The sequence below is a fragment of the Dyella sp. SG609 genome (assembly GCF_012275375.1).
GTDB classification, from domain to species: Bacteria; Pseudomonadota; Gammaproteobacteria; order Xanthomonadales; family Rhodanobacteraceae; genus Dyella_D; species Dyella_D marensis.
Window position 1 is genome coordinate 248,178 of record NZ_JAAZQJ010000003.1, and the last position, 25,294, is coordinate 273,471.

The window sequence follows — 25,294 nt, forward strand, 5'->3', positions numbered from 1 at the left end:
GCTCATGCCTGCTTGGCCCAGGTGTCGCGCAGGGTGACGGTGCGGTTGAACACCGGCTGCTGCGCGCGGTGGTCGACACGGTCGGCCACGAAGTAGCCCAGGCGCTCGAACTGGAAACGCTGTTCCGGCGCGGCGGCGGCGGCGGACGGTTCCAGCCAGGCCTGCACGATGCGCTTGGCTTCCGGATTGATGTGCTCGATCCAGCTCTTGCCGTCGCTGTCGTCGTCCGGCGCGGCCACGTTGAACAGGCGGTCGTACACGCGCACTTCGGCAGCCACGGCATGGCGCGCGCTTACCCAGTGGATGGTGCCCTTCACCTTGCGGTCCGCGCCGGGCATGCCCTGGCGCGACTCGAGGTCGAGCGTGCAGCGCAGTTCGATGACGTTGCCGGCGGCGTCCTTGAGCAGTTCCTCGCACTTGACGATGCCGACGCCGCGCAGGCGCACTTCGCCCTCGGGCTTGAGTCGGTGGAAGCCCTTCGGCGGCACTTCGGCGAAGTCCTCGCGCTCGATCCACAGCTCGCGCGCGAACGGCACTTCGCGCGTGCCGAAGCTCTCGTCCTTGGGGTGGTTGGAGAAGGAGAGTTTTTCCTCGTGGCCTTCCGGCAGGTTGGTGATGGTCAGCTTGAGCGGGTCGAGCACGGCCATGCGGCGCGGCGCGCTGCCGTCGAGGTCTTCGCGCACGCAGTTCTCGAAGATGGCGTAGTCGATCACGCTGTTCTGCTTGCTCACGCCCAGGCGCTCGATCAGCAGGCGGATGCCGCCTGGCGTGAAGCCGCGGCGGCGCAGGCCGCGCAAGGTGTTCATGCGCGGGTCGTCCCAGCCGTCGACCAGGCCTTCGTTCACCAGCTGGGCGAGCTTGCGCTTGCTGGTGATGCAGTAGCTGAGGTTGAGGCGCGAGAACTCGATCTGGCGCGGCTTGGCCGGCTCGGTCTGGAAGCCGCCTTCGCGCAGGCGGGTCCACAGCTCCGGATGGTTGACCAGGTCGACCTTGTCGACGAACCAGTCGTACAGCGGGCGGTGGTCTTCGAATTCCAGCGTGCACAGCGAGTGGGTGATGCCTTCCAGCGCATCGGAAAGGCAATGCGCGTAGTCGTACATCGGGTAGATCGGCCAGGCCTCGCCGGTGTTCTGGTGCGGGATGCGGCGGATGCGGTAGATCGCCGGGTCGCGCATGTTGATGTTGCCCGAGGCCATGTCGATTTTCGCGCGCAGCGTCTTGGCGCCGTCGGCGAACTCGCCCTCGCGCATGCGGCGGAACAGGTCGAGGTTCTCGGCCACGCTGCGCTCGCGGTGCGGCGAGTTGCGGCCCGGCGCGGTGAGCGTGCCGCGGTACTCGCGCATCTCCTCGGCGTTGAGGTCGTCGACGTAGGCGTGGCCGTCCTCGATCAGCTTGACCGCGGCGAGGTAGAACACCTCGAAGTAGTCGGAGGCGTGGCGCAGGTCGTGCCACTCGTAGCCGAGCCAGCGCACGTCGTCCTTGATGCCTTCGACGAACTCGGGGTCTTCCTTGCCGGGGTTGGTGTCGTCCAGGCGCAGGTTGCACCAGCCGGCGAATTCGCGGGCGATGCCGAAATTCAGGCAGATCGCCTTGGCGTGGCCGATGTGCAGGTAGCCGTTGGGCTCGGGCGGGAAGCGCGTGCGGATGGCGTGGTGCTTGCCCGTGGCCAGGTCGTCGCGAATGATCTGGCGCACGAAGTCACGCTGGCCCTCGGCCGGGGCGGCGCTGGCGGACGTGGTTTCGGCGGCGGCGGTTTCGGTCGACATCGGGCGGGACTCGCGGGTGATTGGCTGAAACGGCCAAGTTTACCCTGGAGGGAATGGGGAATGGAGAATAGGGAACAGGAAGAACAGGCCACGGCGATGTGAAGCGCTGTGAGCGAAGCGCGAGGTTTGCATCCCCTCGCGCCCGATTTCCTATTCTCGATTCTCTATTTCCTATTCCCTCGCGCTGCCAGGCGCGAGCCCTCAGACCGTGGCGTGCGCCACGTGGCCGCCGCTGCCGCGGGCCGGTGCCACGCAGACGCGGTTGCGGCCCTGGGCCTTGGCCCGGTACAGGGCCAGGTCGGCCTGGCGCATCCAGGCGCCGACGTCGCGGGCGTCCTCGCCCACCGAGGCCACGCCCAGGCTGATCGTCCACGGGATGTGCTGGTCGCCGCGCTCGGGGCGGCTGTTCTCGGCCAGCAGGCGGATCCGCTCTGCCACCGCGCTGGCGCGCTCCAGGTCGGTCTCCGGCAGCACGATGCCGAACTCGTCGCCGCCCAGGCGGCCGGGGGTGTCCACGTCGCGCAGGCCGCGCTGCAGCAGTCGGGCCAGGTCGCCCAGCAGCTGGTCGCCGGCGGCATGGCCGTAGCGGTCGTTGATCTGCTTGAAGCCGTCCACGTCCAGCAGGATCAGCGCGGCCGGCCGCTGGTTGCGCTGGTAGCGCAGCCATTCCACGCCGGCGGCCTCCAGCCAGTGGTTGCGGTTGTTGAGGCCGGTGAGGGCATCGGTGCGGCTGAGCTGGTCGAGCTGGCGGTTCTGCTGGCGCACTCTTTGCGCCAGGGTGAAATTCACCATGCTCATCCACACCGGGTAGATCATCAGCATGGGAATGCTGGCGGCGACATTGAGCATGGTCGATGCCGGCTGCAGGCGGAACCCGTTCAGCCACCACACCGCCAGGCACACCGCCGCCTGCAGGGCCAGCGACTTCAGCACCAGGCGCAAGCCGCCGGCGCTGATCCGGTCCATCGCCATCATCGCCACCAGCAGGGCGCTCGGCAGCAGGTTGAACTGCATCAGCGCGACCCAGGCGCCGCCCATCGCGGCATCGATCACCAGGTTGCCGTGCTCGGTCTCGATCGGCCGCGCCGAGCGCGAGGCGCGCAAATGCGCCAGATGCGGCCAGACCAGCGCGTTCACGCCGAGCAGGCCCCACAGCCACCACGCGGCGTGCAGCTGATACAGCACGCTGGCGACGGGCAGCGCGCCCAGGGCGAGCCCGAGCAGGCGGAGGCGGTAGACCCGCGTCACGAACCTGAGGTGTCCTTCCACTGCCGCCTTCGACATGCCGCCTCTTCCCCAAAAGAGTCGTGATACGAGGGCGACCTTAAAGCAGCGTCCGCGGGGTTGCCACTAGGCCGCACGGCCGGCCGGCAAGCTCTTGCGGCACCGGCGGGCGGGGGGTAGCTTGCCGGCCATGCGCATCGCCTACCGAGCCGAGACCCTGATCGACGCCCACCTGGTGAAGGACGCGCTGGAAAGCGCGGAGATTCCCGCCTTCGTCGCCGGCGAATACCTCACCGGCGCGGTCGGCAACCTGCCGGCGCTCGACTACGTGGCCGTGCTGGTGCCCGAAGCGAGCCTGCCCGCGGCGATGGCGGTGGTGCGCGAAGTGGAGCGCGAGCTGATCGATGCGCGCCTTGCGCTGGACGAGCAGTACGGCGAAGAGCAGGCCGGCGACGACGCGCCCTCGTTCATGCCGGCCTGAAGCGCGCCGCGCGCTATGCTTGCGCGCTCCCTTCGCACAGGCAGCGCGCGTTCCCATGGCATCGAACATCCGACAGATCGAGGCGCTGATCCGCGCCGTTCCCGATTTTCCGCAGGCCGGCGTGGTATTCCGCGACATCACGCCGCTGCTGGCCGATGCCGGCGGCTTCGCCCGCTGCATCGATGCGCTGGCCGAGCCGTGGCAGGGCAGCGGGGTGCAGGCGGTATGCGGGATCGAATCGCGCGGCTTCATCTTCGGCGCCGCGCTGGCGCAGAAGCTGCACGCCGGCTTCGTGCCGCTGCGCAAGCCGAACAAGCTGCCGCCGCCGGTGGTGTCGGTGGACTACGCGCTGGAATACGGCAAGGACCGGCTGGAGGCACGTAACGATGCGCTGCGTCCGGGCGAAAGAGTGTTGATCGTCGACGACGTGCTCGCCACCGGCGGCACCCTGGACGCGGCCTGCCGGCTGGTGGAAACGCTGGGCGCGGTGCGCGTGGGGGCCAGCGTGGTGATCGAACTGGAGGCCCTGCAAGGCCGCCACCGCCTGCCCGCAGACACGCCCCTGCACGCGCTGCTGCGCTACTGAGCAGCGCGGCGCGGAGTGTTGAGAAGCACGCCGGCCGACGCCATTTTGTCCACTCTCGAACGCAGGAGTATCACGATGCTCGGTATCGGTGCCTGGAAACAACGCATGCCCCGCCGCGAGGACGCGCTGCCTGGACGCACGCAGCCGATCGCACCCCCTTCGGCCCATCACGTGCACGGCCGCCCCCTGACGCCGGAGGCCTTCCCCGGCAGCGAAGTACTGCAGGTCGGCATGGGCTGCTTCTGGGGCGCGGAACGCAAGTTCTGGCAACTGCCCGGCGTGCTGACCACGGCGGTCGGCTATGCCGGCGGCTATACCCCCAATGCCAGCTACCGCGAAGTGTGCTCGGGCGAAACCGGGCATACGGAAGTGGTGCAGGTGGTGTACGACCCGGCCCAGGTCAGCCTGGATACGCTGCTGCGCACGTTCTGGGAGAACCACGACCCCACCCAGGGCATGCAGCAGGGCAATGACGTGGGGACGCAGTACCGTTCGGCCATCTATACGTCCACGCCGGCACAGCGCGAAGCGGCGGAAGCGTCGTTGCAGCGTTATCAGGCGGAACTGGACCGCGCCGGGCATGGGCGGATCACTACCGAGATTGCCGACGCCGGCCCGTTCTATTACGCGGAGGCGGAGCATCAGCAGTATTTGTCGAAGAATCCGGCGGGGTATTGCGGGTTGGGTGGGACGGGCGTGAGTTGCCCGATCGGCCTCACCGGCGCCTGAATGATTGCCCCCTCTCCCCTCCGGGGAGAGGGTTGGGGTGAGGGGCCGGGCGGAGCGTGGCGTTGATGATCGCCGCAAGCTCAAGAGCGTTTTTGCTTCGTAGGTGCGTCTTGGCGAGCCCCGACCCCTCATCTGCCTGCCGGCATCTTCTCCCCGGCGGGGAGAAGAGTTCGCTTATTTGACGCCGCGCGAACGCCAAGTCTTCCAATACCCCCACAACGTGGGGTGATACCACTGCTTCGACACCCCTTCGCCCATACGCGGCGCCAGCTTCCCTTCCGCCGCATCGTTCAACGCCGCCTTCATCAGCGGCAAGGCCGCCGCCAACTGCAACACCGGATACGTAGCGAAGCTGTCCTCTTCCTCCGGCTCGATGCGTGCCTGGTAAAGCACGCCCCCCGTATCCACCCCTTCATCCACCAGATGCACGGTAACCCCGCAACGCTCGCGGTCATCGTTCGCCAGCGCCCAGTAACCGCCATGCACTCCGCGATACGCCGGCGTGATTCCCATATGCGTATTGATGAACGGCGCATCCACCGCGGCGAGCAGCTTCTTCGACAGGATGCGCGTGCCGTTCACCACCACCGCCTGCGGCTCCAGCTTTTTCAGCAGCGCAGCCACGCGCCTGTGGTTGGCGCTTTCGACTTGAGTGACGGCGATGCCGGGTATCGGCGTATCCGACAAGCCATGGCGGTGCATCAGCATGGCGATGCGCATGTCCGCGGCGCGCGCCAGCAGCCGGCTGTACAGGATGAAGCAGAACTGCCCGAAGGTTTCCGTCCAGCCCAGCGTGCGTGCGCGGTAGCGCAGCATCTTCAGCGCCGAGGGCTTGCGCTCGACGATCACCGCGACGATCTCGAACTCCTCGCGCAAGCCGTTGTAGATGGCGCTGGTCGACCAGCCTTCGCCCGCGAGCAGGGCGATCCTAGGCCTGGCCGGCATGCATGTCCTCCAGCAAGGTGGCTACTTCGCCCATGTTGAGCGACTGCATGCCGTAGCGCTCGCGCAGGTAACCGTAGTAGCCGAGCACCTCGGTGAGGCAGGCCAGGTTGTGCTGGATATCCGCGCCGAAGTTGTGCGGATGCCACCACAGGTGGAACAGCCGCTCGCCGGTGGCCGCGTCGAGCATGGCCCGCTTGATGCGGCGCAGGCGCAGGCTTTCCAGCAGCGCCAGCGGGCGCGAATACGGGCGCAGGAAACGGCTGGACGGAATATTGAACGGACGGCTGCGCGCGCAATCCTGCAGCGCATAGGTGTGGTAGCCGCTGAGGTTCACGTAGGCATCGAGCAGGCGCGAGGCGCGCACGATCAGGTTCTGCTCGCGCTGGTTGCGCGGTGCGTAGAACGCCGCGTTCTCGTTGCCGCGATAGCAGGCGATGCCGAGTTCGTCGAGCACGGCCAGGTATTCCGGATTGCTCTGGTTGCGCGGGAACACCAGGCTGGCGGTAGGAATGCCGTGCGCCTGCGCCGCGGCCAGCGCGGCTTTCAGGTCGGCGCGGAAGGCCTCCAGCGTCTGCCCGTCTTCCAGGCAGTAGTAGTGCGAAAACGTATGCGTGCCGATTTCCTGGCCGTCGTAATCGCGGATCAGCTGGACCATCTCCGGCGCGAAGTGGAAATGATCGTCGTCGCTGCCCCAGGCGTGTTCCTGCAGGTAGCGGTAGGAGGAAAGCTGTTGGCGGCGGTAATCGGGAAGCACGTCCGGCAGGTGGTGCCGCAGTTCCTCGGCGTCCTTGTAGAACAGGAAGCCCAGGGTGGCCCAGGTGGCATGGATGTCGTGTTCTTCGAACAGCTCCAGCATGCCGCGGATGGCTTCGCGCTCGCCGCGCAGGTTGGACTCGTAGCTCTCGATGCTGCGCGCGTCGCGCACGCCCCAGTAGAGCTCGAGATCCAGCGAGACGGTGAAGATGCCCGGCATTGTCTGCACTCAAACCTCGTGATCTGGTTCGCCGCCCAGTCCTGCCGCGCTATCGGCTACCGCGCCGCTTGGCGCGGCGTGGGTCGATCCCGGCAGTCCATCTGCCCCCCTTTGTTCAGCCTCGAGGCGTGCGTCGAGCGAACAATCTCGCGGATTGTTCTGGCCGAAATATGAAGCTTCCATGAGGGGGCGGGCGCGAGCGAATCCGCCGTTTAGGTGGCCGTTTGTGTGCGGCCGCACATCCTGCGGCAACAGGCTCTTACGCGTGTTTATGCCGATGCGCGCGGGCGGCTGGCCGGTTTCGATTCGTTAAGTTCCGGGCGCAGGAGTTCGGCCGGCATGCTGCGGATGACTTCCGCAAAGCGCTTAAGAAAATTTCCTACCGACGAACTCTTGCGCCATACCAGCGCGATCCGCCGGCTGGGCGGATGGCCGGCGAATTCCACCAGGTGCACGTTGTCGGTGCGCGCCACCGGCGGCTTGATCGCCAGGGTCGGCAACAGGGTGATGCCGACATTGGCGGCGACCATCTGGCGCAGCGTTTCCAGGCTGGTGGCGCGGAAGCCCGAGCGTTCGCCAGCGCCGGCCAGCTGGCAGACCTCCAGCGCCTGGTCGCGCATGCAATGGCCGTCTTCCAGCAGCAGCAGGCTTTCGTCCTCCAGATCGCCGAGCTTGAGACGATGCTTCTTATGCGCCAGCGGGTGGCTTTCCGGCACCGCCAGTACGAAGGGTTCCTCGAACAGGAACTCGGCATGCAGGCTGTCTTCGTGCAGCGGCAGGGCGAGCACGCCGACGTCCAGCGAGCCTTCGCGCAGCATGCGGATCACCTGCTCGGTCTTTTCCTCCACCAGCAGCAGTTCCAGCCGCGGGAAACGCTGGCGCACCAGCGGCACCAGGTGAGGCAGCAGGTAGGGGCCGAGGGTAGGGAAGATGCCTAAGCGCAAGGTGCCCGATTCCGGGTCGCGCGTGCGCTGCGCGATGGCCTTGATCTCGTCGATCTCCGACAGCACGCCGCGCGCGCGGCGGGCGATCTCGCGGCCGGTTTCGGTGAGCAGCACCTTGCGCGGCGTGCGTTCGACCAGCGGCACGCCCAGTTCGTCTTCCAGCTTCTTGATCTGGGTCGACAGCGTGGGCTGGCTGACGAAGCTGGCCTCGGCCGCGCGGCCGAAGTGGCGGTGCTCGGCCAGGGCGACGAGGTACTGGAGATCGCGCAGATTCATGGGAATGGCCGTAGTCGGCGAAGACAATAGCCAAAATCTATCACGATCATGAGAACAATCAATTGGAGCAATCCGCACGGGACGCCTAAAGTTCACCTCACCCACCGGTTGCTCCACCCGCGCGCCATCCTTGCCCTCCCCCCGCAGGCGCGCGGTTCCCCACCGGCGGCGAAGCCCCCCCTTCGCCGCCGGTTTTTTCATGGGCGGCTTTCGCTGCGTCGTGCTTGTCCATGCTGCGCAGCAACGGGACGGGCATGTCTTCTGGCACTGTGTCCGAAGTCATGCCAGCTCCTAGCTTGCAAGGCTCTTTGTGTCCCCTGGGGAAATTCTCATGCGTCGTTTCGTCCGCCCGCTCGTGCTGAGCGTCCTTGCCGCGTCCTGCGGCGCTGCTCTTGCCGCCGCTCCCGCCGCTTCCGACCAGCCGCAAGGCAAGCTGCCGCGCTGGGCGATGCCGGAGTCCTATCAGCTGGCCTTCAAGGTGGACCCGAAGCAGCAGGATTTCACCGGCACTACTTCCATCAAATTGAAGTTGGAACAGGCCTCGGACCACATCTGGATGCACGGCCGCGAACTGAAGGTGAGCAAGGTCACCATCACCGACGCCAAGGGCAAGACGCACGCCGGCAAGTACGTGGAGGCCGCGCCGAAGGAAGGCGTGGTGCGCATCGATCTCGGCGCCACCATGCAGCCGCAGGAACTGACCGTGGCGATCGAGTACACCGCGCCGCTCAACCAGCAGCTGCAGGGCCTGTACAAGGTCAGCCACGAAGGCCAGCCGTACGCGATGACGCAGATGGAGCCGATCAGCGCGCGTTTCGCCTTCCCCGGTTTCGACGAGCCCTCGTTCAAGACGCCGTTCGATCTGAAGCTGACCATCCCCACCGGTGAAGTCGGCATCGCCAACACCAAGCAGGTGAAGGAAGAGAAAGCCGCCGCCGGCTGGAAGACCCTGACCTTCGCCACCACCCAGCCGCTGCCCACCTACCTGGTGGCGTTCGGCGTCGGTCCGTGGGACGTGGTCAACGGCCCGACCATCCCCGCTTCCGAATACCGCAAGCAGGCCACCGACCTGCGCGGCATCGCCGCCAAGGGCGAAGGCCATCGCATGCAGCACGTGCTGGGCGAGACGCCGAGCATCATCAAGGCGCTGGAGGACTACTACGGCTTCGGCTATCCGTTCGACAAGCTCGACCTGCTCGCCGCCCCGGACTTCTCCGCCGGCGCGATGGAGAACCCGGGCCTGGTCACCTTCCGCGACTGGCTGCTGCTGCTCGACAAGGATTCCGCCGCCCAGTACGTGCGCGGCTCCTTCAATGTCACCGCGCATGAGCTGGCGCACCAGTGGACCGGCGACACCGTGACCATGGGCTGGTGGGACGACCTGTGGCTCAACGAGGCGTTCGCCACCTGGATGCAGCAGAAGGTGACGCAGAAGGTGCATCCGGAATACCGCGCCGATCTCGACCGCGTGCGCGGCGCGCAGGGCGCGATGAACGGCGACAGCCTGGTCACCACGCGCAAGATCCGCCAGCCGATCACCGGCAACGGCGACATCGAAACCGCGTTCGACGGCATTACCTACCAGAAGGGTGCCGCGGTGCTGGGCATGTTCGAGGGTTACGTCAGCGAGCCGGTGTTCCAGAAGGGCATGCGCGGCTATATCCAGGAGCACAAGTTCGGCAACGCCACCGCCGAGGACCTGATCGATTCGATCGCCAAGGCCGCCGACAAGGGCGAAGACTTCAAGAACGCCTTCAAGAGCTTCCTCAACCAGCCCGGCGTGCCCTACGTGCAGACCAAGCTGGCGCAGGAAGGCGGCAAGACCGTGCTGCACTTGACCCAGAGCCGCTACCTGCCGCTGGGCAGCACCGGCGATGCCAACCACGTGTGGGGCGTGCCGGTGTGCGTGCGCTACGCCACCGCCGACGGCAGCAAGGTGGCCTGCGAACTGCTCGACAAGGCGCAGGGCACCATGGCGCTGCCGGGCGCCACCGCGCAGAGCTGGGTGATGCCCAATGCCAATGGCTCGGGCTATTACCGCTTCAGCATGGACAAGGCCGACCTGGCCAACCTCGGCAAGCAGATCGGCAAGCTGGCCGATGCCGAGCAGCTGGCCTACGGCGATGCGGTGAATGCGGCGTTCCGCCGCGGCGACATCGACGCCGGCTCCGCGCTGGCTGCGCTCAAGCCGCTCACCGGTTCGAAGGTGCGCGAGGTGTCCACCGCGCCGATGAACACCTTCGGCTGGATCTACGACCAGCTCGCCACCACCGACGCGCAGCGCGCCAAGCTGGTGGCCTGGGCCAAGTCCTCCTATCTGCCGGAACTGCAGAGCCTGGGCTACAAGCACAAGGACGGCGAGCCGGACGGCGACTCCCTGCAGCGCGCCACCCTGGCCAACTTCCTCGGCCTGGACGTGAAGCTGCCGGAAGTGCGCGCCGAACTGCTCAAGCAGGGCGACGCCGTGCTCAAGGGCAAGGCCGACGGCAGCCTGGACTTCGCCGCCGCCGACTCCAACCTGCTCGGCAGCGCGCTCGGCGTGTCGGTGCAGGAACACGGCAAGAGCGCGGTCGACACGCTGATCGCCCAGTTGCCGAAGACCAGCGACCCGGCGCAGCGCAACGCCATCCTGGCGGGCCTGGCCGAGGCCAGCGATGCGGCGCAGGCCGAGCGCGTGCGCGACCTGTCGCTGGACAAGTCGGTGAAGGTGGGCGAGATGGCCGCGCTGCTGCGCGGCAACCGCGACACCCAGGCCGGCCGCGACGCGGTGTGGAAGTGGTCGGTGGCGAACTACGACAAGATCGTGGCGCGCACCGGCAGCTTCGCCGGCGGCCGGCTGCCGGGCCTGATGGGCGGCGGCGGCTGCTCCAAGGCCGAGGCGGACCGCCTGCAGGAGTTCTTCAAGACCCGCGCCAAGGAAGTCACCGGCGCCGAACGCGGCCTGGCTCAGACCACCGAGTCCACGCTGCTGTGCTCCGCGCTGAAGGCCAAGCAGGATCCGGCGGCGATCTTGCGTTGATCCAGCGGCACTGATTGTCACGACAGCAGTGACGAACCGGGCGGCGCAAGCCGCCCGGTTTTTTTATGCCTGGCGCCAACCCCGCATCGCCAAACCCCGCGTTGCACCCTTCACGGCGTTGTCACCGATGGCGCCGTTCCACCACACTGCGTCGCGGCCACTGACGGCCCAAGGGAGACAGGTATGCGTCGATGGGGATGGCTGTTGGGTCTGTGGGCGCTCGCGGCGCCTGTGCTGGCGCAGGACGTGCCGCCGCCGCTGCGCAATTGGCAGGACTGGGTGTTGCACGACGTGCCGCAGCATGCCTGTCCGTTTCTCGCCAACCAGGGGCCGGGCAATGTGCAATGCGCCTGGCCCGGCCGGCTGGGCGTGGATGCCGGCAAGGACGGCGGCCGCTTCTCCCTCGACGTGCATGTGGATGCGCCCAGCTGGGTGACCCTCCCCGGCGATGCGCGCAGCTGGCCGCAGCAGGTGGCGGCCGGCACGAAGGCGCTGGCGGTACTCGAGCGCGGCGGTGAACCGTCGGTGTGGCTGGAGCCGGGCGACTACAGCATTCATGGCGTGCTGCCGTGGACCTCGCGGCCCGCGCGTCTGCGCGTGCCGGCTTCGATCGGCCTGGTGGCCTTGAACGTGGATGGCGCCGCGGTCACCCGCGTCGAACGCAACGGCGACCAGCTCACGCTCGGCGAAGCCGCCGCGGCGCAGCGCGCGGCCGATGCCTTGTCCTTGCGCGTCTATCGCCGGCTGGAAGACGGCCTGCCGTCGACGCTGGAAACGCATCTGCAGATCAATGTCACCGGCAGCGCGCGCGAGCAGCTGCTCGGCCCGGCGCTGCCGCAGGGCTTCGTCGCCACCGCATTAAGCAGCAACCTGCCGGCGCGCCTGGAGAGCGACGGCCGGCTGCGCATCCAGTTGCGCCCGGGCCAGTGGACGCTGGACCTCACCTCGCGCGGTACCGATGTGCTCAAGCAGGTGGCGCTGAAGCTGCCGGCCGAGCCCTGGCCGCGTCAGGAAATCTGGAGCTACCAGGACAACACCGAACTGCGCAGCACGCGCGTGGAAGGCCAGCCCACCGACGCCGCGCAGGCCGGCGTGCCGGACGACTGGCGCGAATTGCCGGCGTTTGCGCTGGACGACAACCAGGGCCTCGCCATCGAGCAGGGCACGCGCGGCAGCGAAGGCGGGCAGGGCGACCAGGTGCAGGTGCAGCGGCAGATCTGGCTGGACTTCGACGGCCGCGGACTCAATGTCAGCGACCGCCTCACCGGCACGCTGCGCAAGAGCCAGCGCCTGGACGTGAGCGCGCCATGGCAGTTGCAGCGCGCGGCGCAGGGCGAAACCCCGCTGCTGGTCACCGGCGGCGAGAACGGACGCAGCGGCGTGGAGCTGCGCGAATCGCAATTGAATCTGAGCGCGGGCCTGCGCCTGCCGCACGGCGGCTCGCTGCCGAGCGGCGGCTGGCAGTTGCCGCTGGAGAACATCGAGGCGACCTTGCATCTGCCGTATGGCTATCGCCTGCTCGGTGCATCCGGTGCGGATCGTTCGCCGGATTCGTGGATTGCGCAGTGGAGCCTGCTCGATCTGTTCGTGGTCGCGTTGATCGCGTTGCTGGCAGGGCGCCTGATGGGCTGGCCGTGGGCGTTGCTGGCGATCGCTTTCCTTGCCTTGTCGCAGCATGAATCCGGCGCGCCGCGCTGGACGCTCGGCGTCGCGCTCGCATTGGCTTTGCTTGCGCGTGCATTGCCGGAAGGCAAGCTGCGCCTGGGTTCGCGTATCGGCGCGGGTGCCGTGCTGGCGCTGGCGGTGCTGTGGTCCTTGCCGTTCGCGGCGACGCAGATGGATTACGTATTGCATCCGCAACTGGAACAGGGCGAGGCGATGCCGGTTGCCGTCGGCTGGACCGCGCCGAAGCCCGCACCGTCGCTGGACGCGATGGAGTCGATGGACAAGGCTCAGGCGCGCCGTCAGCCTGCGCCTGAGCCTGCTCCTGCCGTCGAAGAGGCATCCAGCGAAGCGGTTCCGGAAGCGCTGCCGGCACCTCCTGCGCCGCCCGCGCCGCCTTACGACGCGAACGTTTCCGAGGGCTATGCCGGCAAGGCGAAAGCCTTGAGCGGCATCGTCGTGTCCGCGTCGGCGCTCCCGCCCGGCAACCGCTTCTCGCAGCAGGCCGACACCCGCAACATCATCCAGGCCGGTCACGGCGAACCGGGCTGGAACGTTGGCAACAACTATCGCCTGGGCTGGTCCGGGCCCGTGACCGCGGAGCAGACCACGCGCCTGGTGATCGCACCGTCCTGGCTGGTACGGCTGCTGCGCTTCGCCATGCTGGTGCTGCTGGCCGCTCTGCTCGCGCGCATCGTGTTGCGTGTGTTCCGTCCGGGCGATGGCGGCATGCCGCGCTGGCCGTTCGCGCGTGCGGGCGCTGCGCTGCTGCTGATCGCGCTGGTGCCGCAGATCACCCATGCGCAGGATGCACTGCCGAACGAAGCGTTGTTGCAGCAGTTGCGCCAGCGCCTGACCGAAGCGCCGAAGTGCGTGCCGAACTGCGCGGCGGTGGCTGCCGCGCAGATCCAGGCGAACGGCGATCAGATCGATGTCGATCTGGAATTGCACGTGGGTGCGCCGGTGGCGGTGCCGCTGCCGCAGGCCGATGCCTCCCTGCAGTTGCAGAGCGTCGGCGTCGATGGCCACGCCGACGCGGCGCTGGCGCAGCGCGGAGCGCAGACCCTGGTGCGTATCGAGCGCGGCGTGCATCGCCTGTCGCTGCGCTATCGCGCGGTGGCGGCCGATACGGTGAGCCTGCGCTTCGCGCTGCATCCGCAGCGCGTGGCCTTCGCAGGGCAGGGCTGGGCGGTCGATGGCGTGGATGAAGGGCGCGCCCTGGGCGACAGCCTTTCGCTGCACCGCGTGCGCGCCGGCGCCGATGGCAAGGAAGTCACCGCCAACAGCCAGGCTTTCCCGCCTTACGTCACCGTGCAGCGCGTGCTGGTGCTGGGCGTGGACTGGACGGTTGAGACTACGGTGACGCGTGTTGCGCCGAGCGACGGCGGCTTCAGCCTCGACCTGCCGCTGCTGCCGGGCGAGCACCCGCTGGGCGACGACATCCGCGTGCACGACGGACTGATCGGCGTGACCTTCAACGGCAACCAGCAGGAGGTGAGCTGGACCAGCCGCCTCGATCATGCCGATAAGCTGGAACTGAAGGCGCCCGCGCTCGGCGAGCGTGCGGAGTACTGGGAAGTGCAGGCCGCGCCGATGTGGCATGTGGACGGCGACGGTGTGCCGGCCAGCCAGAACGACGGCGCGCTGGCGTTCCGTCCTCTGCCGGGCGAGGCGCTGCATCTGGCGGTGACCCAGCCCAAGGCGGTAGCGGGCGACAGTCTCGCCTTCGACTCGGTGAGCTTGAACAGCACGGTGGGCGATCGCGCCACCGAGACCACCATGAAGCTGCAGGCACGCAGCACGCGCGGCGGCGAGCACGTCATCGTGCTGCCGGCCGGCGCGGAGCTGCTGGAAGCCAGGCGCGACGACCAGCCGCTGAGCCTGGCCGTGCGCGACGGCAAGCTGAGCCTGCCGCTGCTGCCGGGCGCGCACTGGTTCGAACTGCGCCTGCGCGAACCGCACGGCATTGCCGCGGCGACGCGCAGCGCGCAGCTGGGACTGGGCGCATCCGCGGCCAACCTGTACCTGGGCGTGAAGCTGCCGGAAGACCGCTGGGTGCTGTGGACCTGGGGTCCGACCGCCGGCCCCGCCGTGCTGTACTGGTCGCAGCTGGTGGTGCTGTTGCTGGTGGCCTGGCTGCTGGCGCGCTACGCACCGACGCCGCTGCGCTTCCATCATTGGCTGCTGCTGGGCCTTGGCTTCTCCGCCTTTGCCTGGAGCGCGTATGCGCTCGTGGTGGTGTGGCTGATCGCGTTGGGCCTGCGTGCGCGCAAGGCGCCGCCGGAGCGGCTTGGCGCGGTGGGCTTCAACCTGCTGCAGATCGCGCTGGCGTTCTTTACGGTGATCGCGCTGGTGGTGCTGATCTCGGCGGTGCCGAAGGGGCTGCTCGGCCTGCCGGACATGCATGTCGCCGGCAACGGTTCCACGGCCTGGCAGTTGCGCTGGTTTGCCGACCAGACCACCGACGTGCTGCCGCGCGGCGGCGTGTTCAGCGTGTCGCTGTGGGCCTACAAGATCGCCATGCTGCTGTGGGCGCTGTGGCTGGCCAATGCGCTGATCGGCTGGCTGCGCTGGGGCTTCGAGGCGTGGACGCGCGAAGGCTACTGGCGCAAGGGCGAGCCGAAGCCCGCGCGTCCCGCCGCGATGCCGCCCGAACTGCCGCCGCAGCAGCCGGAACGCCATGATGGTTGATGTGCGCGGCGCGCTGGCTGCGGCGACGCAGCGCCTCGGCGAACGGATCGATGCCGAGGCGCTGCTGCTGCACGCGCTGGACAAGCCGCGCGCCTGGCTGATCGCGCACGACACCGACGTCCTGGATGACGCCACCCGCGCGGCCTTCGAAGCGATGGTCGCGCGGCGCGAGGCAGGCGAGCCGGTGGCTTACATCACCGGCCGCCGTGGCTTCTGGTCGCTGGAGCTGGATGTCACGCCGGCCACGCTGATTCCGCGGCCGGAAACCGAACTGCTGGTGGAGCTGGCGCTGGAGCGGCTGCCGTCCGATGGCGTTTGCCGCGTGGTGGATCTGGGCACGGGCAGCGGTGCGATTGCGCTGGCCATTGCGAAGGAACGTCCGCGCGCGGAAGTGGCGGCGGTGGACCTGAGCGTGGACGCGCTCGCGGTGGCGCGCGGCAATGCGCAGCGGCTGGGCCTGGGGCGCGTGCGCTTTCTGCATGGGACATGGATGACACCGTTGTCCGGCGAGCGCTTTGATCTGGTCGTTTCCAACCCGCCCTACATCGAATCCGCCGATCCGCATCTCGGCGAGGGCGATCTGCGCTACGAACCCGCCACGGCCCTCGCTTCGGGCGCCGATGGACTGGACGCGATCCGCGAGATCGTCACCGGTGCGCCGGACCATCTCGTCCGGGGTGGCTGGTTGCTGCTGGAACACGGCTGGGATCAAGGTGCGCCGGTGCGTGCCCTGCTGGAGCAGGCCGGCTACGCCGACGTCTTCACCGCCACCGACCTGGAAGGCCGCGACCGCGTCTCCGGCGGCCGCCGCTAGCGCTCCGCTTACCTGGTTTTCACCGGGCCACCACGCCAGGGGCGTGGTGACCGTGCGGGCGTATCGCAAAAACGTGCTCTTCCGCGCAGTCTTTCGCAGGACAGGATTGACAACGTTGTCAGACAGGAGTCCAGTGCAGCGGCTGGCGCCTGGGCGCCAGTGCTGATGGGGAGCCGGGGAGGGCGCCACATCGTCGGGAGGGAGGCGGGCATCCGGTGGGGGCCGGGCATCCGTTCTTCGGGCGGCGCGCATGACGGCGCTGCGCCAGCGCATCCGGCGTTCCAGCGTCATCGCATCCGGCGTTCGAATCCTTTCGATCACGGAGTCGTGTCATGCGCAACCTGTTGAGGGTTCTCCTGCTGCTGGCCATGCTGCCGGCAGCACTGTGGAGTGGAGCGGTCGGCGCGCAGAGCGCAAGCTGCGCGGGCGTGGCGGCATGGAACGCCACCACCATCTACAACGCGGGCGACAAGATGGTCTACAACAACCATCTGTATCAGGCGTCCACGCAGATCTGGAATACGCCGCCGGACTACTGTCCGAGCTGCGGCTGGTATCAGGACCTCGGTCAGTGCGGGTCCAGCAGCAACCAGCCGCCGTCGGTGGCTCTCACATCGCCGGCCAATGGCGCCACGTTCACCGCTGGCGCAAACATCACGCTGAGCGCCAATGCCAGCGACAGCGACGGCACGGTCAGCAAGGTCGAGTTCTTCAACGGCTCCACGTCGCTGGGCGCGAAAACCACGACACCGTATTCGGTGACCTGGAGCAACGTGCCGGCCGGCAGTTACACGCTCAAAGCCGTGGCTACCGATAACGGCGGACTGTCCACCACCTCTTCCACCGTCAGCATCACGGTCAATCCCAACAGCGGCGGCGACACCACGCCGCCGAGCGTGCCGCAGGGCCTGGCTTCGCCGTCGCAGACGGCCAGCACCGTATCGCTGAGCTGGAGCGCTTCCACCGACAACAGCGGCGGCAGCGGCGTGGCCGGCTACGACGTGTACCGCAACGGCACGCTGGTCGGCTCCACATCCGCCACCAGCTATACCGACACCGGCCTGGCCGCGAGCACCACCTACAGCTACACGGTGCGTGCGCGCGACAACGCCGGCAATGCCTCCGCGCAGAGCTCCGCGATCAACGCCAAGACCAGTGCGGGCGGCGGCGGTGGCGGCAAGCGGGTGATCGGCTACTTCACCCAGTGGGGCATCTACGGCCGCAACTACCAGGTGAAGAACATCGACACCAGCGGCTCGGCCGCGGTGCTCACCCACATCAACTACGCCTTCGGCAACGTGCGCAACAACAAGTGCGAAGTGGGCGTGACCCAGGCTTCCGATCCGAACACCGGCGTCGGCGGCGATGCCTATGCCGACTACACCAAGTCGTACGACGCCGGCAGCAGCGTCAGCGGCGTGGGCGACACCTGGAACCAGCCGCTGCGCGGCAACTGGAACCAGCTGAAGGAACTTAAGGCGAAGTATCCCAACCTGAAGGTGCTGATCTCGCTGGGCGGCTGGACCTGGTCGCGCGGTTTCGCCAGCGCGGCGCAGCCGGCCAATCGCCAGGCCTTCGTGGCCTCGTGCATCGACGCCTACATCAAGGGCAACCTGCCGGTGACCGACAGTGCCGGCGGTACGGGTGCGGCAGCCGGCGTGTTCGACGGCATCGATATCGACTGGGAGTATCCGGCCGCCTGCGGCCTGAGCTGCGGCGGCAGCGAGGACACCGCGAACTTCACCGCCCTGCTGGCCGAGTTCCGCCGCCAGCTCGATGCGGTGCGCCCGGGCCTGCTGCTGACCATCGCCGGCGGCGCGGGCGTGGACAAGATCCGCGTGACCCAGCCCAGCCAGTACGCTTCGTCGATCGATTTCGTCAACCTGATGACGTACGACTTCCACGGCGCCTGGGAAAGCCCGACCAACTTCCACTCCGCGCTGTACAAGCCGGCGGGCGATCCCTCCACCGGCGACGCGGCCAAGTACAACACCAACGACGCCATCCAGGCTTTGATCGCCGCGGGCATGCCGGCCGCCAAGATCAACCTGGGCATCGGCTTCTACGGCCGCGGCTGGAGCAACGTGCCCAACAGCAACAACGGCCTGTTCCAGCCCAGCACCACGGCGGCGCCTGGCACTTACGAGGCGGGCATCGAGGACTACAAGGTGCTCAAGAACCTGGGCTATCCCAGCTACGACGACACCGCGGCCGGCGCGCACTGGATCTTCAACGGCAGCACGTTCTGGAGCTTCGACGATCCGGCCAATATCCAGCGCAAGATGAACTACGTGAAGGCGCAGTCGCTGGGCGGCGCGTTCTCGTGGGAATTCAGCGGGGACGATGCGAACGGCACGTTGATCAAAGCTATTTCAAATGGATTGAAGTAAGCGGGTTGTGCGAAAACGAAAAGGCCGCCCCGCGTCAGCGGGGTGGCCTTTTCTTCGCTCGTCATTCCGGCGCAGGCCGGAATCCAGTAGCGATGCGGTTTGGTTTGGCGAAATAGCCACAGCGTTCGCTTTGAAAAGCAGCACACCGGCCTCCACGCGACAATCCAGCGATGTCGCTACTGGATGATTCGCTTCGCTCACCCCTTCGGGGCCGCCCTGCGGGCGTTCTTCGCGCTACGCGCTCGTCCGGCCTGCGCCGGAATGACGGCGGTGAGGCAGGTTTCTACGGATCAGGCCGAAGCGGCAGCAGCAAACTGGGGAAATCGCGCGCGGATCGCGTTGCGTATCCCCGGCAGGTCCAGCCCCGCCATGGTCAGCACTTCCTCGCGGCTGCCGTGTTCCAGATACACGTCGGGCAGGCCCAGATGCAGGATCGGCAAGGTCACGCCGTGCGCGGCCAGGCACTCGGCCACGCCCGAACCGGCGCCGCCGGCGATGGCGTTGTCTTCCAGGGTGACGAAGGCTTCGTGCGTTTTGGCCAGCTCCAGGATCATCGCCTCGTCCAGCGGTTTGACGAAGCGCATGTTCACCAGGGTGGCGTCCAGCTCCGCGGCGATCTCCACCGCCGGCGCCAGCATCGCGCCGAAGCTGAGCAGGGCCAGGCGGCGGCCGCGGCGGCGCAGTTCCGCCTTGCCCAGCGGCAGCGTGTCCAGTTCCTTGCGCAGCGCCACGCCGGGGCCGGTGCCGCGCGGATAGCGCACCGCGGCCGGGCCGTCGTAGGCGAAGCCGGTGCTGAGCATCATGCGGCACTCGTTCTCGTCGGCCGGCGCCATGATCACCATGTTCGGCAGGCAGCGCAGGAACGAAAGATCGAAGCTGCCCGCATGGGTGGCGCCGTCCGGGCCGACCACGCCGGCGCGGTCGATGGCGAAGGTCACGTCCAGGTTCTGCAGCGCCACGTCGTGGATGGCCTGGTCGTAGGCGCGCTGCAGGAAGGTGGAGTAGATCGCCACCACCGGCTTGGCACCTTCGCAGGCCATGCCCGCGGCCAGGGTCACCGCGTGTTGCTCGGCGATCGCCACGTCGAAATAGCGCTGCGGGTATTCCTTGGAGAAACGCACCAGGCCCGAGCCTTCGCGCATGGCCGGGGTGATGCCCAGCAGGCGTTCGTCGGCGGCGGCCTGGTCGCACAGCCAGTCGCTGAAGACGTCGGTGTAGGTCGGCTTGGCCGGGCCGGACTTCTTCACCAGGCCGGCCTGCGGATCGAACGGGCCGACCGCGTGGTATTCGATCTGCGCCTGCTCGGCCGGGGCATAGCCCTTGCCCTTGGTGGTGACCACGTGCAGCAGCTGCGGGCCGGGCAGGTCCTTCACCATGCGCAGCGCGTGCAGCAGCTGCGGGATGTTGTGGCCGTCGATCGGGCCGGTGTAGTGGAAGCCCAGTTCTTCGAACAGCGTGCTGGGCACGAACATGCCCTTGGCGTGCTCTTCCCAGCGCTTGAAGAAGCGGCCGAAGAACGACTGCTTCGGAATCGCCCGCTTGGCCCGCTCGCGCCAGGCGTTGAGCGTGTGGCTGGCCATGGCGCGGGCCATCATCTTGGTCAGCGCGCCGACGTTCTCGCTGATCGACATGCCGTTGTCGTTGAACACGACCAGCATGTTCGGCTCGACGTCGCCGCCGTGGTTGAGCGCCTCGAAGGCCATGCCGGCGGTCATCGCGCCGTCGCCGATCACCGCCACCACCTTGCGGTTGTCGCCCTTGCGCTGCGCGGCGATGGCCATGCCCAGCGCGGCCGAGATCGAGGTGGACGAGTGGCCGACGCCGAAGGTGTCGTACTCGCTTTCCTCGCGGCGCGGGAACGGGGCCAGGCCGTCCTTCTTCTTGATCGTGGTAATGCGGTCGCGGCGGCCGGTGAGAATCTTGTGCGGATAGCACTGATGGCCGACGTCCCAGACCAGCCGGTCGCGCGGCGTGTCGAACACGCGATGCAGCGCCACGGTCAGCTCGACCACGCCCAGCCCCGCCCCGAAATGCCCGCCCGAGCTGGCCACGGACTCGATCAGGTACTGGCGCAGCTCATCGGCGACGGCCGGCAGGTCCTCGTCGGAGACGCGGCGCAGGTCGGCCGGCGTCTCGATGGCCGCCAGGTGGGAAAACCGGGTAGGAATATTCATAGCTGCGTATTGTTGAACCAGCCGGGGGGCGGGGCAAGGGCAGGACCGTGAAAGAAAGCTGTCCGAGGGGTTTGGCCCGGGGCCGATCTCACGCCGTGCCGACGCCGCGGCGGCCAGTGTGGTTCCGTTCAAGCTGAAGGAGCCTGTGATGAGCCGACAGACGGCATTCCGCCGCTTCGCCGAGGCCACCGCCCACTACGCCGGCAAGCCGGCGGCCTTCCTGCTGGCGGTGCTGCTGATCGCCGGCTGGGCGGCTACCGGCCCGATCTTTCACTTCAACGACACCTGGCAGCTGGTGATCAATACCGGCACCACCATCATCACCTTCCTGATGGTGTTCCTGATCCAGAGCACCCAGAACCGCGACACCGCGGCCCTGCAGATCAAGCTGGACGAGCTGATCTGCAGCAGCAAGGCGCACAACGCCTTGCTGAACCTGGAAAACCTGGACGACCAGCAGCTGGAGCGCATCCGCCGCCATTACGCCCGCCTGGCTGAGAGCGCCCGCGACGACCTCAGCCAGTTCGAGGAAGTGGTGGAGGAGGCGCGGGAGCAAGCGAAGGGCCGCCGCCAGGGCCTCAGCCCATCAGGTGGCGGCGGTCGCGCGGCAGGTGGCTGACCAGGAATTCCATCTGGTCGGCCAGGATGTTGCGGTTGGACAGGATCAGGTGTTCCACCCAGCTCGGGCGGTACGGCACGGCCAGCAGCGGCATGTTGGCCTGCTGCGGGGTGCGGTTGCTCTTCTTGAGATTGCAGGCCAGGCAGGCGCTGACCACGTTCTCCCACTCGTCCTTGCCCTTCTTGGAGATCGGCAGCACGTGGTCGCGGGTCAGCTCGCCGCGGCTGAAGTGGTCGCCGCAGTACAGGCAGATATAGCGATCGCGGGCGAACAGGGCGGTATTGGTCAGGGTCGGCGCCGGGTCCACCGCGTGCTCGCGGCAGTGGCCGGAACTGGCCACGATCGGGTGCAGCTGCAGCGAGCTGCGCCGGCCCAGGTCACGGTTGTGGCCGCCGTAGACGGTCAGGCAGGGGTCGCCCAGGGTCCAGGCGACGGCGTCGCGGACGTACAGGCAGACGGCGTCCTGCCAGCTGATCCAGTCGAGAATGCGGCCCGCCGCGTCCAGGGAGAGGATGCGGGTCGAATGCAGATCGGCGACCTTTCCTGGTCCGTCGATCAGCCGCATGGGAACTTCCATCGGCATGTGTTCCGTCCTTCAAGGCGACTCGAGGAGCGTCCGGCGTTGCATAGGCGCTGGTTCGCCCGAGCATAAACCATGTTTCGTTGCAAAATGCGTGCAAATGCCTGTCGCCGCTGAAAAGTCGGCCTCCGGAGCGGCCTATTTACGCTTCGCCGCGGGCCTGCGATATAGTGCCCATTCATCTGTAGACCCGACGCCGGGTTTGGGAGGGGAAGCCTGGGTGGCGACCCCGGCACGGCGGGGCAGAGGTAAACGACGTGGCTGAAGTTCTTTTCTACGAGCGCCCGGTGCCGCTCAACCGTACCCAACACAAGGATCTGCGCCTGAAGGGCATCCCGAGCCTGCGTTTCGCGGCCGGCGTGCACTCGGTGCCGCTGACCGGCGTGGAATTCCCCGCCGCGGCGCGTGACCTGCCGATCCTGTTCGCCGGCAGCAGCATGGAAGAAGCCGGCCCGATGGCCCTGCTGGGCCTGCGCCAGAACGAGAACCTGTTCGTCGACGCCGACGGCCAGTGGGCAGCCAACACCTACGTGCCGGCCTTCGTGCGCCGCTATCCGTTCGTGCTGGCCGAAAAGCCGGCAGGCGAGGAAGGCGACGACTTCACCGTGTTCCTGGACGAGGCCTACGAAGGCTTCGGCAGCGACGAGGGCGAGCGCCTGTTCCAGGAAGACGGCACCGACAGCGAGATGCTGAAGAACGCCGTGAACTTCCTCGGCGAATTCCAGCAGCACGTGGGCCGCACGCAGTGGTTCATGGAGCAGATCCGCAAGCACGACCTGCTCGAGCCGCGCAACATCCGCCTGGAGAAGGACGGCAAGGCGATCAACCTCAACGGCCTGTACGTGGTCAGCGAGGAGAAGTTGCGCAAGCTCGACGCCAAGACCGCGCAGGAATTCCTGCAGGAAGGCGTGTTCGGCTGGATTTACGCGCACCTGCTGTCGCTGTCCAACATCGACCGCGTGGCGCAGCGCCTGGACCAGCTCGAGCAGGTCGAGAGCAAGTCCACCAGGAACTGAGCGCGCTTGCGCGATCGAGAAAACGGCGCCCTCGCGGCGCCGTTTTTTTTGGCGGCGCATCTAAGCGGCCACTAAGGCCCTGCCGGGAAGATGCGCGGCATGCGACATGCTCTGTTACGCGCCCTCGGCGCCATCGTCCTGGCCGCGCTCGCCGGTTGCGCGCATTACCAGGCGCGGCCCATCGATCCCGCCGCCACCGCCGCGCAGTGGCAGGCCCGCCGCCTGGACGATCCGGCGCTGGCCGCGCGCCTCGCTCCCGCCGTGGCCTGGCCGCCCGCGCGCTACGGGCGCGGCGAACTGCTGCTCGCCGCGCTGGTGCTCAATCCCGACCTTGCCGAAGCGCGCGCGCATCTGGCCGAAGCGGATGCCGCGGTGCGCACCACCAAGGCCTGGCCCAATCCTTCGGTGAACCTGGCGCTGGAGCGCTATGCGCAGGACCAGGCCGGCAGCAGTCCCTGGCTGTGGGGCGTCAGCACCAACTGGCTGATCGACACCGCCGTGCGCCGCCGCTTGCGCGCCGATCTGGCCGACGCCGGCGTGCGCGGCGCGCGGATCGACTACGCCGAGAAGGTGTGGGAAGTGCGCCGCACGCTGCGCACCGCGCTGGCCGACCTGCTGCTGGGCGAGCGCCAGCACGCACTGGCCGAAGATGCGGTGGCCAAGGCAGCCGCGCTGCAAGCCGCGCAGGAACGCCGCCGCGCCCTGGGCGAAGCGGTGCCGGCGGACGTATTGCAGGTGGCGCTGGTGCTCGCGCAGGCGCGCGATGCCTCGGCTACGGCGGCGCAGCGCGTAGCCGATGCGCGTGCGCGCCTGGCCCGCGCCGTCGGCGTGCCGGTGCATGCCTTGGATGGCGTCGTACTGGCGTGGGACGGCCTCGAATCACCGCCAGCTCTTTCCGCCACGCAACTCGATCAACTGGCGACCCAGGCGCGCCTCTCGCGCCCCGACCTGGAACGCGCCCTTGTCGACTACGCCGCGCGCGAAACGGAACTGCGCCAGCAGGTGCGCATGCAATACCCGCAGATCAGCATCGGCCCCGGCTACACCTACGACCACGGCGTGCGCAAACTGCAGTTCAACCTCGGCGCCACGCTGCCGCTGTTCGATCAGAACCAGGGGCCGATCGCCGAAGCCGAAGCGCGGCGCGAAGCCGCCGGCCGCCACGTCGAAGCCGTACAGGCCGGCATCGACAGCGAGATCGAAGGCACCACCGCGAAACTGGCCGCCGCACGCCAGGCGCTGGATGCCGCCACGCACGGCCGCGGCGCCGCCGAACGCCTGCAGCAGCAGACCGCCGCCGGCTATGCGCACGGCGAGGACGACCGCCTCGCCGTGCTCAACGCGCAACTGGCCACCGCCACCGCTGCACAGGCGCAGCTCGCCGCCGCCGACCAGGCCCAGCAAGCGCTGGGCGCGCTGGAAGACGCCGTGCGCACACCGCTGGAAGGCAACGAGGCCGAGCTGCTGCGCGCAGCCGGCCATGCTGGAGATACCCCATGAACGCCGTTCGCTCCTTGCTGCTGGCAGCATCGCTTGCACTGGCCGCCGCCGATGCCGCAGCGACCGAAGTGGATGCCGCCACGCAGAACCGCCTCGGTCTCGCGCTGGTCGAACTGCGCGTCGCGCAGGCGCCGGTCGAGCTGGCGGCTGCCGCGGAAGTGCTGGATCCATCCACGCTGGCAAAGGCCGCCGACGATATCGCCGCGCTGCAGGCCACGGCCGACGCCTCGAACGCGGAAGCGCGCCGCGTGCAGGCGCTGTTCGCGGCCGACGGCAATATGTCGCGCAAGGCGGTGGAAGCGGCGCGCGCGCAGGCCGCGGTCGACCAGGCGAAGCTGCAGCAGGCTCGCACCCAGTTGCGCATGGATTGGGGCAGCGCCATTGCCGCGCTCGATGCGCACGCGCTGCATGCGCGCGCGGAAAGCCTGCTCGATGGCCGCACGGCCTGGCTCAAGGCCGAGCCGCTCGCCGCGCCCGCGCCCGGATTCCAGGCCGCCGGCGCACAGCTGGGCGATGTCGCCGCGCACGTGCTCGGACCGCTGCCGCGCAGCACCTCGGGTCTTGCCGGTGGCTGGCTGCTCGAAGCGCCGGGTGCGGGCCTGATGCCTGGCATGGCGCTCACCGCGCGGCTGCGTGGCGCGGCGGCCGGCGCCGCGGGCGTGCTGCTGCCGCGCAGCGCGGTGGTGCGCTGGAACGGCGTGTCCTGGGCTTATATCGCCACCGATGCCACGCACTTCGAACGCCGTGCGGTGAGCGCGCTGGCGATTACGGCGGACGGCTGGATCGTCGGCGCACCGTTCAAGGCCGGCGAGAAAGCGGTGGCGCGCGGCGCGGAAACGCTGATCGCGCTCGATGCCGCGCCCGTTCCCGCGGCCGCCGACGCAGGCAAGCCGGGCGACGACTGA

General features: G+C 68.2%; 18 protein-coding genes. 11 read left to right on the forward strand and 7 right to left on the reverse strand.

The window, feature by feature from the left end:
- Positions 1-2: 2 nt before the first annotated feature.
- On the reverse strand, positions 3-1,766 hold the full coding sequence (locus FHW85_RS07330; protein WP_167258350.1) for a glutamine--tRNA ligase/YqeY domain fusion protein: 1,764 nt from the start codon (positions 1,764-1,766) through the stop codon (positions 3-5).
- A gap of 201 nt (positions 1,767-1,967) precedes the next feature.
- On the reverse strand, positions 1,968-3,050 hold the full coding sequence (locus tag FHW85_RS07335; RefSeq protein ID WP_168647838.1) for a diguanylate cyclase: 1,083 nt from the start codon (positions 3,048-3,050) through the stop codon (positions 1,968-1,970).
- Positions 3,051-3,180: 130 nt separating this feature from the next.
- Here FHW85_RS07335 and FHW85_RS07340 point away from each other — a divergent pair, with 130 nt between their 5' ends.
- The 3 genes from FHW85_RS07340 to msrA all read left to right on the forward strand — a co-directional run bounded on the left by FHW85_RS07340 (position 3,181) and on the right by msrA (position 4,786).
- Positions 3,181-3,471 (forward strand): DUF2007 domain-containing protein, encoded by a 291-nt coding sequence (locus tag FHW85_RS07340; RefSeq protein WP_167258354.1) that lies wholly within the window; start codon positions 3,181-3,183, stop codon positions 3,469-3,471.
- Positions 3,472-3,526: 55 nt separating this feature from the next.
- On the forward strand, positions 3,527-4,057 hold the full coding sequence (locus tag FHW85_RS07345) for an adenine phosphoribosyltransferase (RefSeq protein WP_208399919.1): 531 nt from the start codon (positions 3,527-3,529) through the stop codon (positions 4,055-4,057).
- A 75-nt stretch (positions 4,058-4,132) separates the two neighbouring features.
- The gene (gene msrA, locus FHW85_RS07350; protein ID WP_167258356.1) at positions 4,133-4,786 is read left to right on the forward strand and encodes a peptide-methionine (S)-S-oxide reductase MsrA; all 654 of its coding nucleotides are present in this window, start codon (positions 4,133-4,135) and stop codon (positions 4,784-4,786) included.
- 174 nt (positions 4,787-4,960) lie between these two features.
- Here msrA and FHW85_RS07355 read toward each other — a convergent pair whose 3' ends face one another.
- The 3 genes from FHW85_RS07355 to oxyR all read right to left on the reverse strand — a co-directional run bounded on the left by FHW85_RS07355 (position 4,961) and on the right by oxyR (position 7,924).
- Positions 4,961-5,731, reverse strand: coding sequence for a formyl transferase (locus tag FHW85_RS07355; RefSeq protein ID WP_167258358.1), 771 nt, complete (start codon positions 5,729-5,731; stop codon positions 4,961-4,963).
- Entirely contained in the window at positions 5,715-6,704 is a 990-nt protein-coding gene (locus FHW85_RS07360; protein WP_167258393.1) for a polysaccharide deacetylase family protein, read from the reverse strand. Before FHW85_RS07360 ends, FHW85_RS07355 begins: the two co-directional genes overlap by 17 nt.
- Before the next feature lie 269 nt (positions 6,705-6,973).
- Positions 6,974-7,924 (reverse strand): DNA-binding transcriptional regulator OxyR, encoded by a 951-nt coding sequence (gene oxyR / locus FHW85_RS07365; RefSeq protein ID WP_167258360.1) that lies wholly within the window; start codon positions 7,922-7,924, stop codon positions 6,974-6,976.
- Between the two features lie 331 nt (positions 7,925-8,255).
- Between oxyR and FHW85_RS07370 the strand changes: the two genes are divergently transcribed.
- From FHW85_RS07370 to FHW85_RS07385, 4 genes are all read left to right on the forward strand, one after another.
- Positions 8,256-10,943 carry a M1 family metallopeptidase gene (locus FHW85_RS07370; protein WP_168647839.1) on the forward strand — a complete coding sequence of 896 codons (2,688 nt, stop codon included), beginning with the start codon at positions 8,256-8,258 and terminating at the stop codon, positions 10,941-10,943.
- A gap of 183 nt (positions 10,944-11,126) precedes the next feature.
- On the forward strand, positions 11,127-15,296 hold the full coding sequence (locus FHW85_RS07375; protein ID WP_168647840.1) for a hypothetical protein: 4,170 nt from the start codon (positions 11,127-11,129) through the stop codon (positions 15,294-15,296).
- Positions 15,289-16,110 carry a peptide chain release factor N(5)-glutamine methyltransferase gene (prmC, locus tag FHW85_RS07380; RefSeq protein ID WP_168647981.1) on the forward strand — a complete coding sequence of 274 codons (822 nt, stop codon included), beginning with the start codon at positions 15,289-15,291 and terminating at the stop codon, positions 16,108-16,110. The genes FHW85_RS07375 and prmC overlap by 8 nt, the downstream gene beginning before the upstream one ends.
- Before the next feature lie 368 nt (positions 16,111-16,478).
- Positions 16,479-18,500 (forward strand): glycosyl hydrolase family 18 protein, encoded by a 2,022-nt coding sequence (locus FHW85_RS07385; RefSeq protein ID WP_168647982.1) that lies wholly within the window; start codon positions 16,479-16,481, stop codon positions 18,498-18,500.
- A gap of 290 nt (positions 18,501-18,790) precedes the next feature.
- Here the strand turns inward: FHW85_RS07385 and dxs are convergent, their stop codons facing one another.
- The gene (dxs, locus tag FHW85_RS07390) at positions 18,791-20,674 is read right to left on the reverse strand and encodes a 1-deoxy-D-xylulose-5-phosphate synthase (protein ID WP_167258366.1); all 1,884 of its coding nucleotides are present in this window, start codon (positions 20,672-20,674) and stop codon (positions 18,791-18,793) included.
- A gap of 148 nt (positions 20,675-20,822) precedes the next feature.
- On the opposite strand from dxs, the gene FHW85_RS07395 reads away from it, so the two are divergent.
- Entirely contained in the window at positions 20,823-21,293 is a 471-nt protein-coding gene (locus tag FHW85_RS07395; protein ID WP_168647841.1) for a low affinity iron permease family protein, read from the forward strand.
- Here FHW85_RS07395 and FHW85_RS07400 read toward each other — a convergent pair.
- The gene (locus FHW85_RS07400) at positions 21,253-21,876 is read right to left on the reverse strand and encodes an HNH endonuclease (protein WP_167258370.1); all 624 of its coding nucleotides are present in this window, start codon (positions 21,874-21,876) and stop codon (positions 21,253-21,255) included. The two genes, FHW85_RS07395 and FHW85_RS07400, sit on opposite strands and share 41 nt — an antisense overlap.
- A gap of 254 nt (positions 21,877-22,130) precedes the next feature.
- Here FHW85_RS07400 and FHW85_RS07405 point away from each other — a divergent pair, with 254 nt between their 5' ends.
- The 3 genes from FHW85_RS07405 to FHW85_RS07415 all read left to right on the forward strand — a co-directional run bounded on the left by FHW85_RS07405 (position 22,131) and on the right by FHW85_RS07415 (position 25,294).
- Positions 22,131-22,889 carry a SapC family protein gene (locus FHW85_RS07405; protein WP_167258372.1) on the forward strand — a complete coding sequence of 253 codons (759 nt, stop codon included), beginning with the start codon at positions 22,131-22,133 and terminating at the stop codon, positions 22,887-22,889.
- 99 nt (positions 22,890-22,988) lie between these two features.
- Complete coding sequence (locus tag FHW85_RS07410; protein WP_168647842.1) at positions 22,989-24,389, forward strand: TolC family protein; 1,401 nt, start codon at positions 22,989-22,991, stop codon at positions 24,387-24,389.
- On the forward strand, positions 24,386-25,294 hold the full coding sequence (locus FHW85_RS07415; protein WP_168647843.1) for a hypothetical protein: 909 nt from the start codon (positions 24,386-24,388) through the stop codon (positions 25,292-25,294). Before FHW85_RS07410 ends, FHW85_RS07415 begins: the two co-directional genes overlap by 4 nt.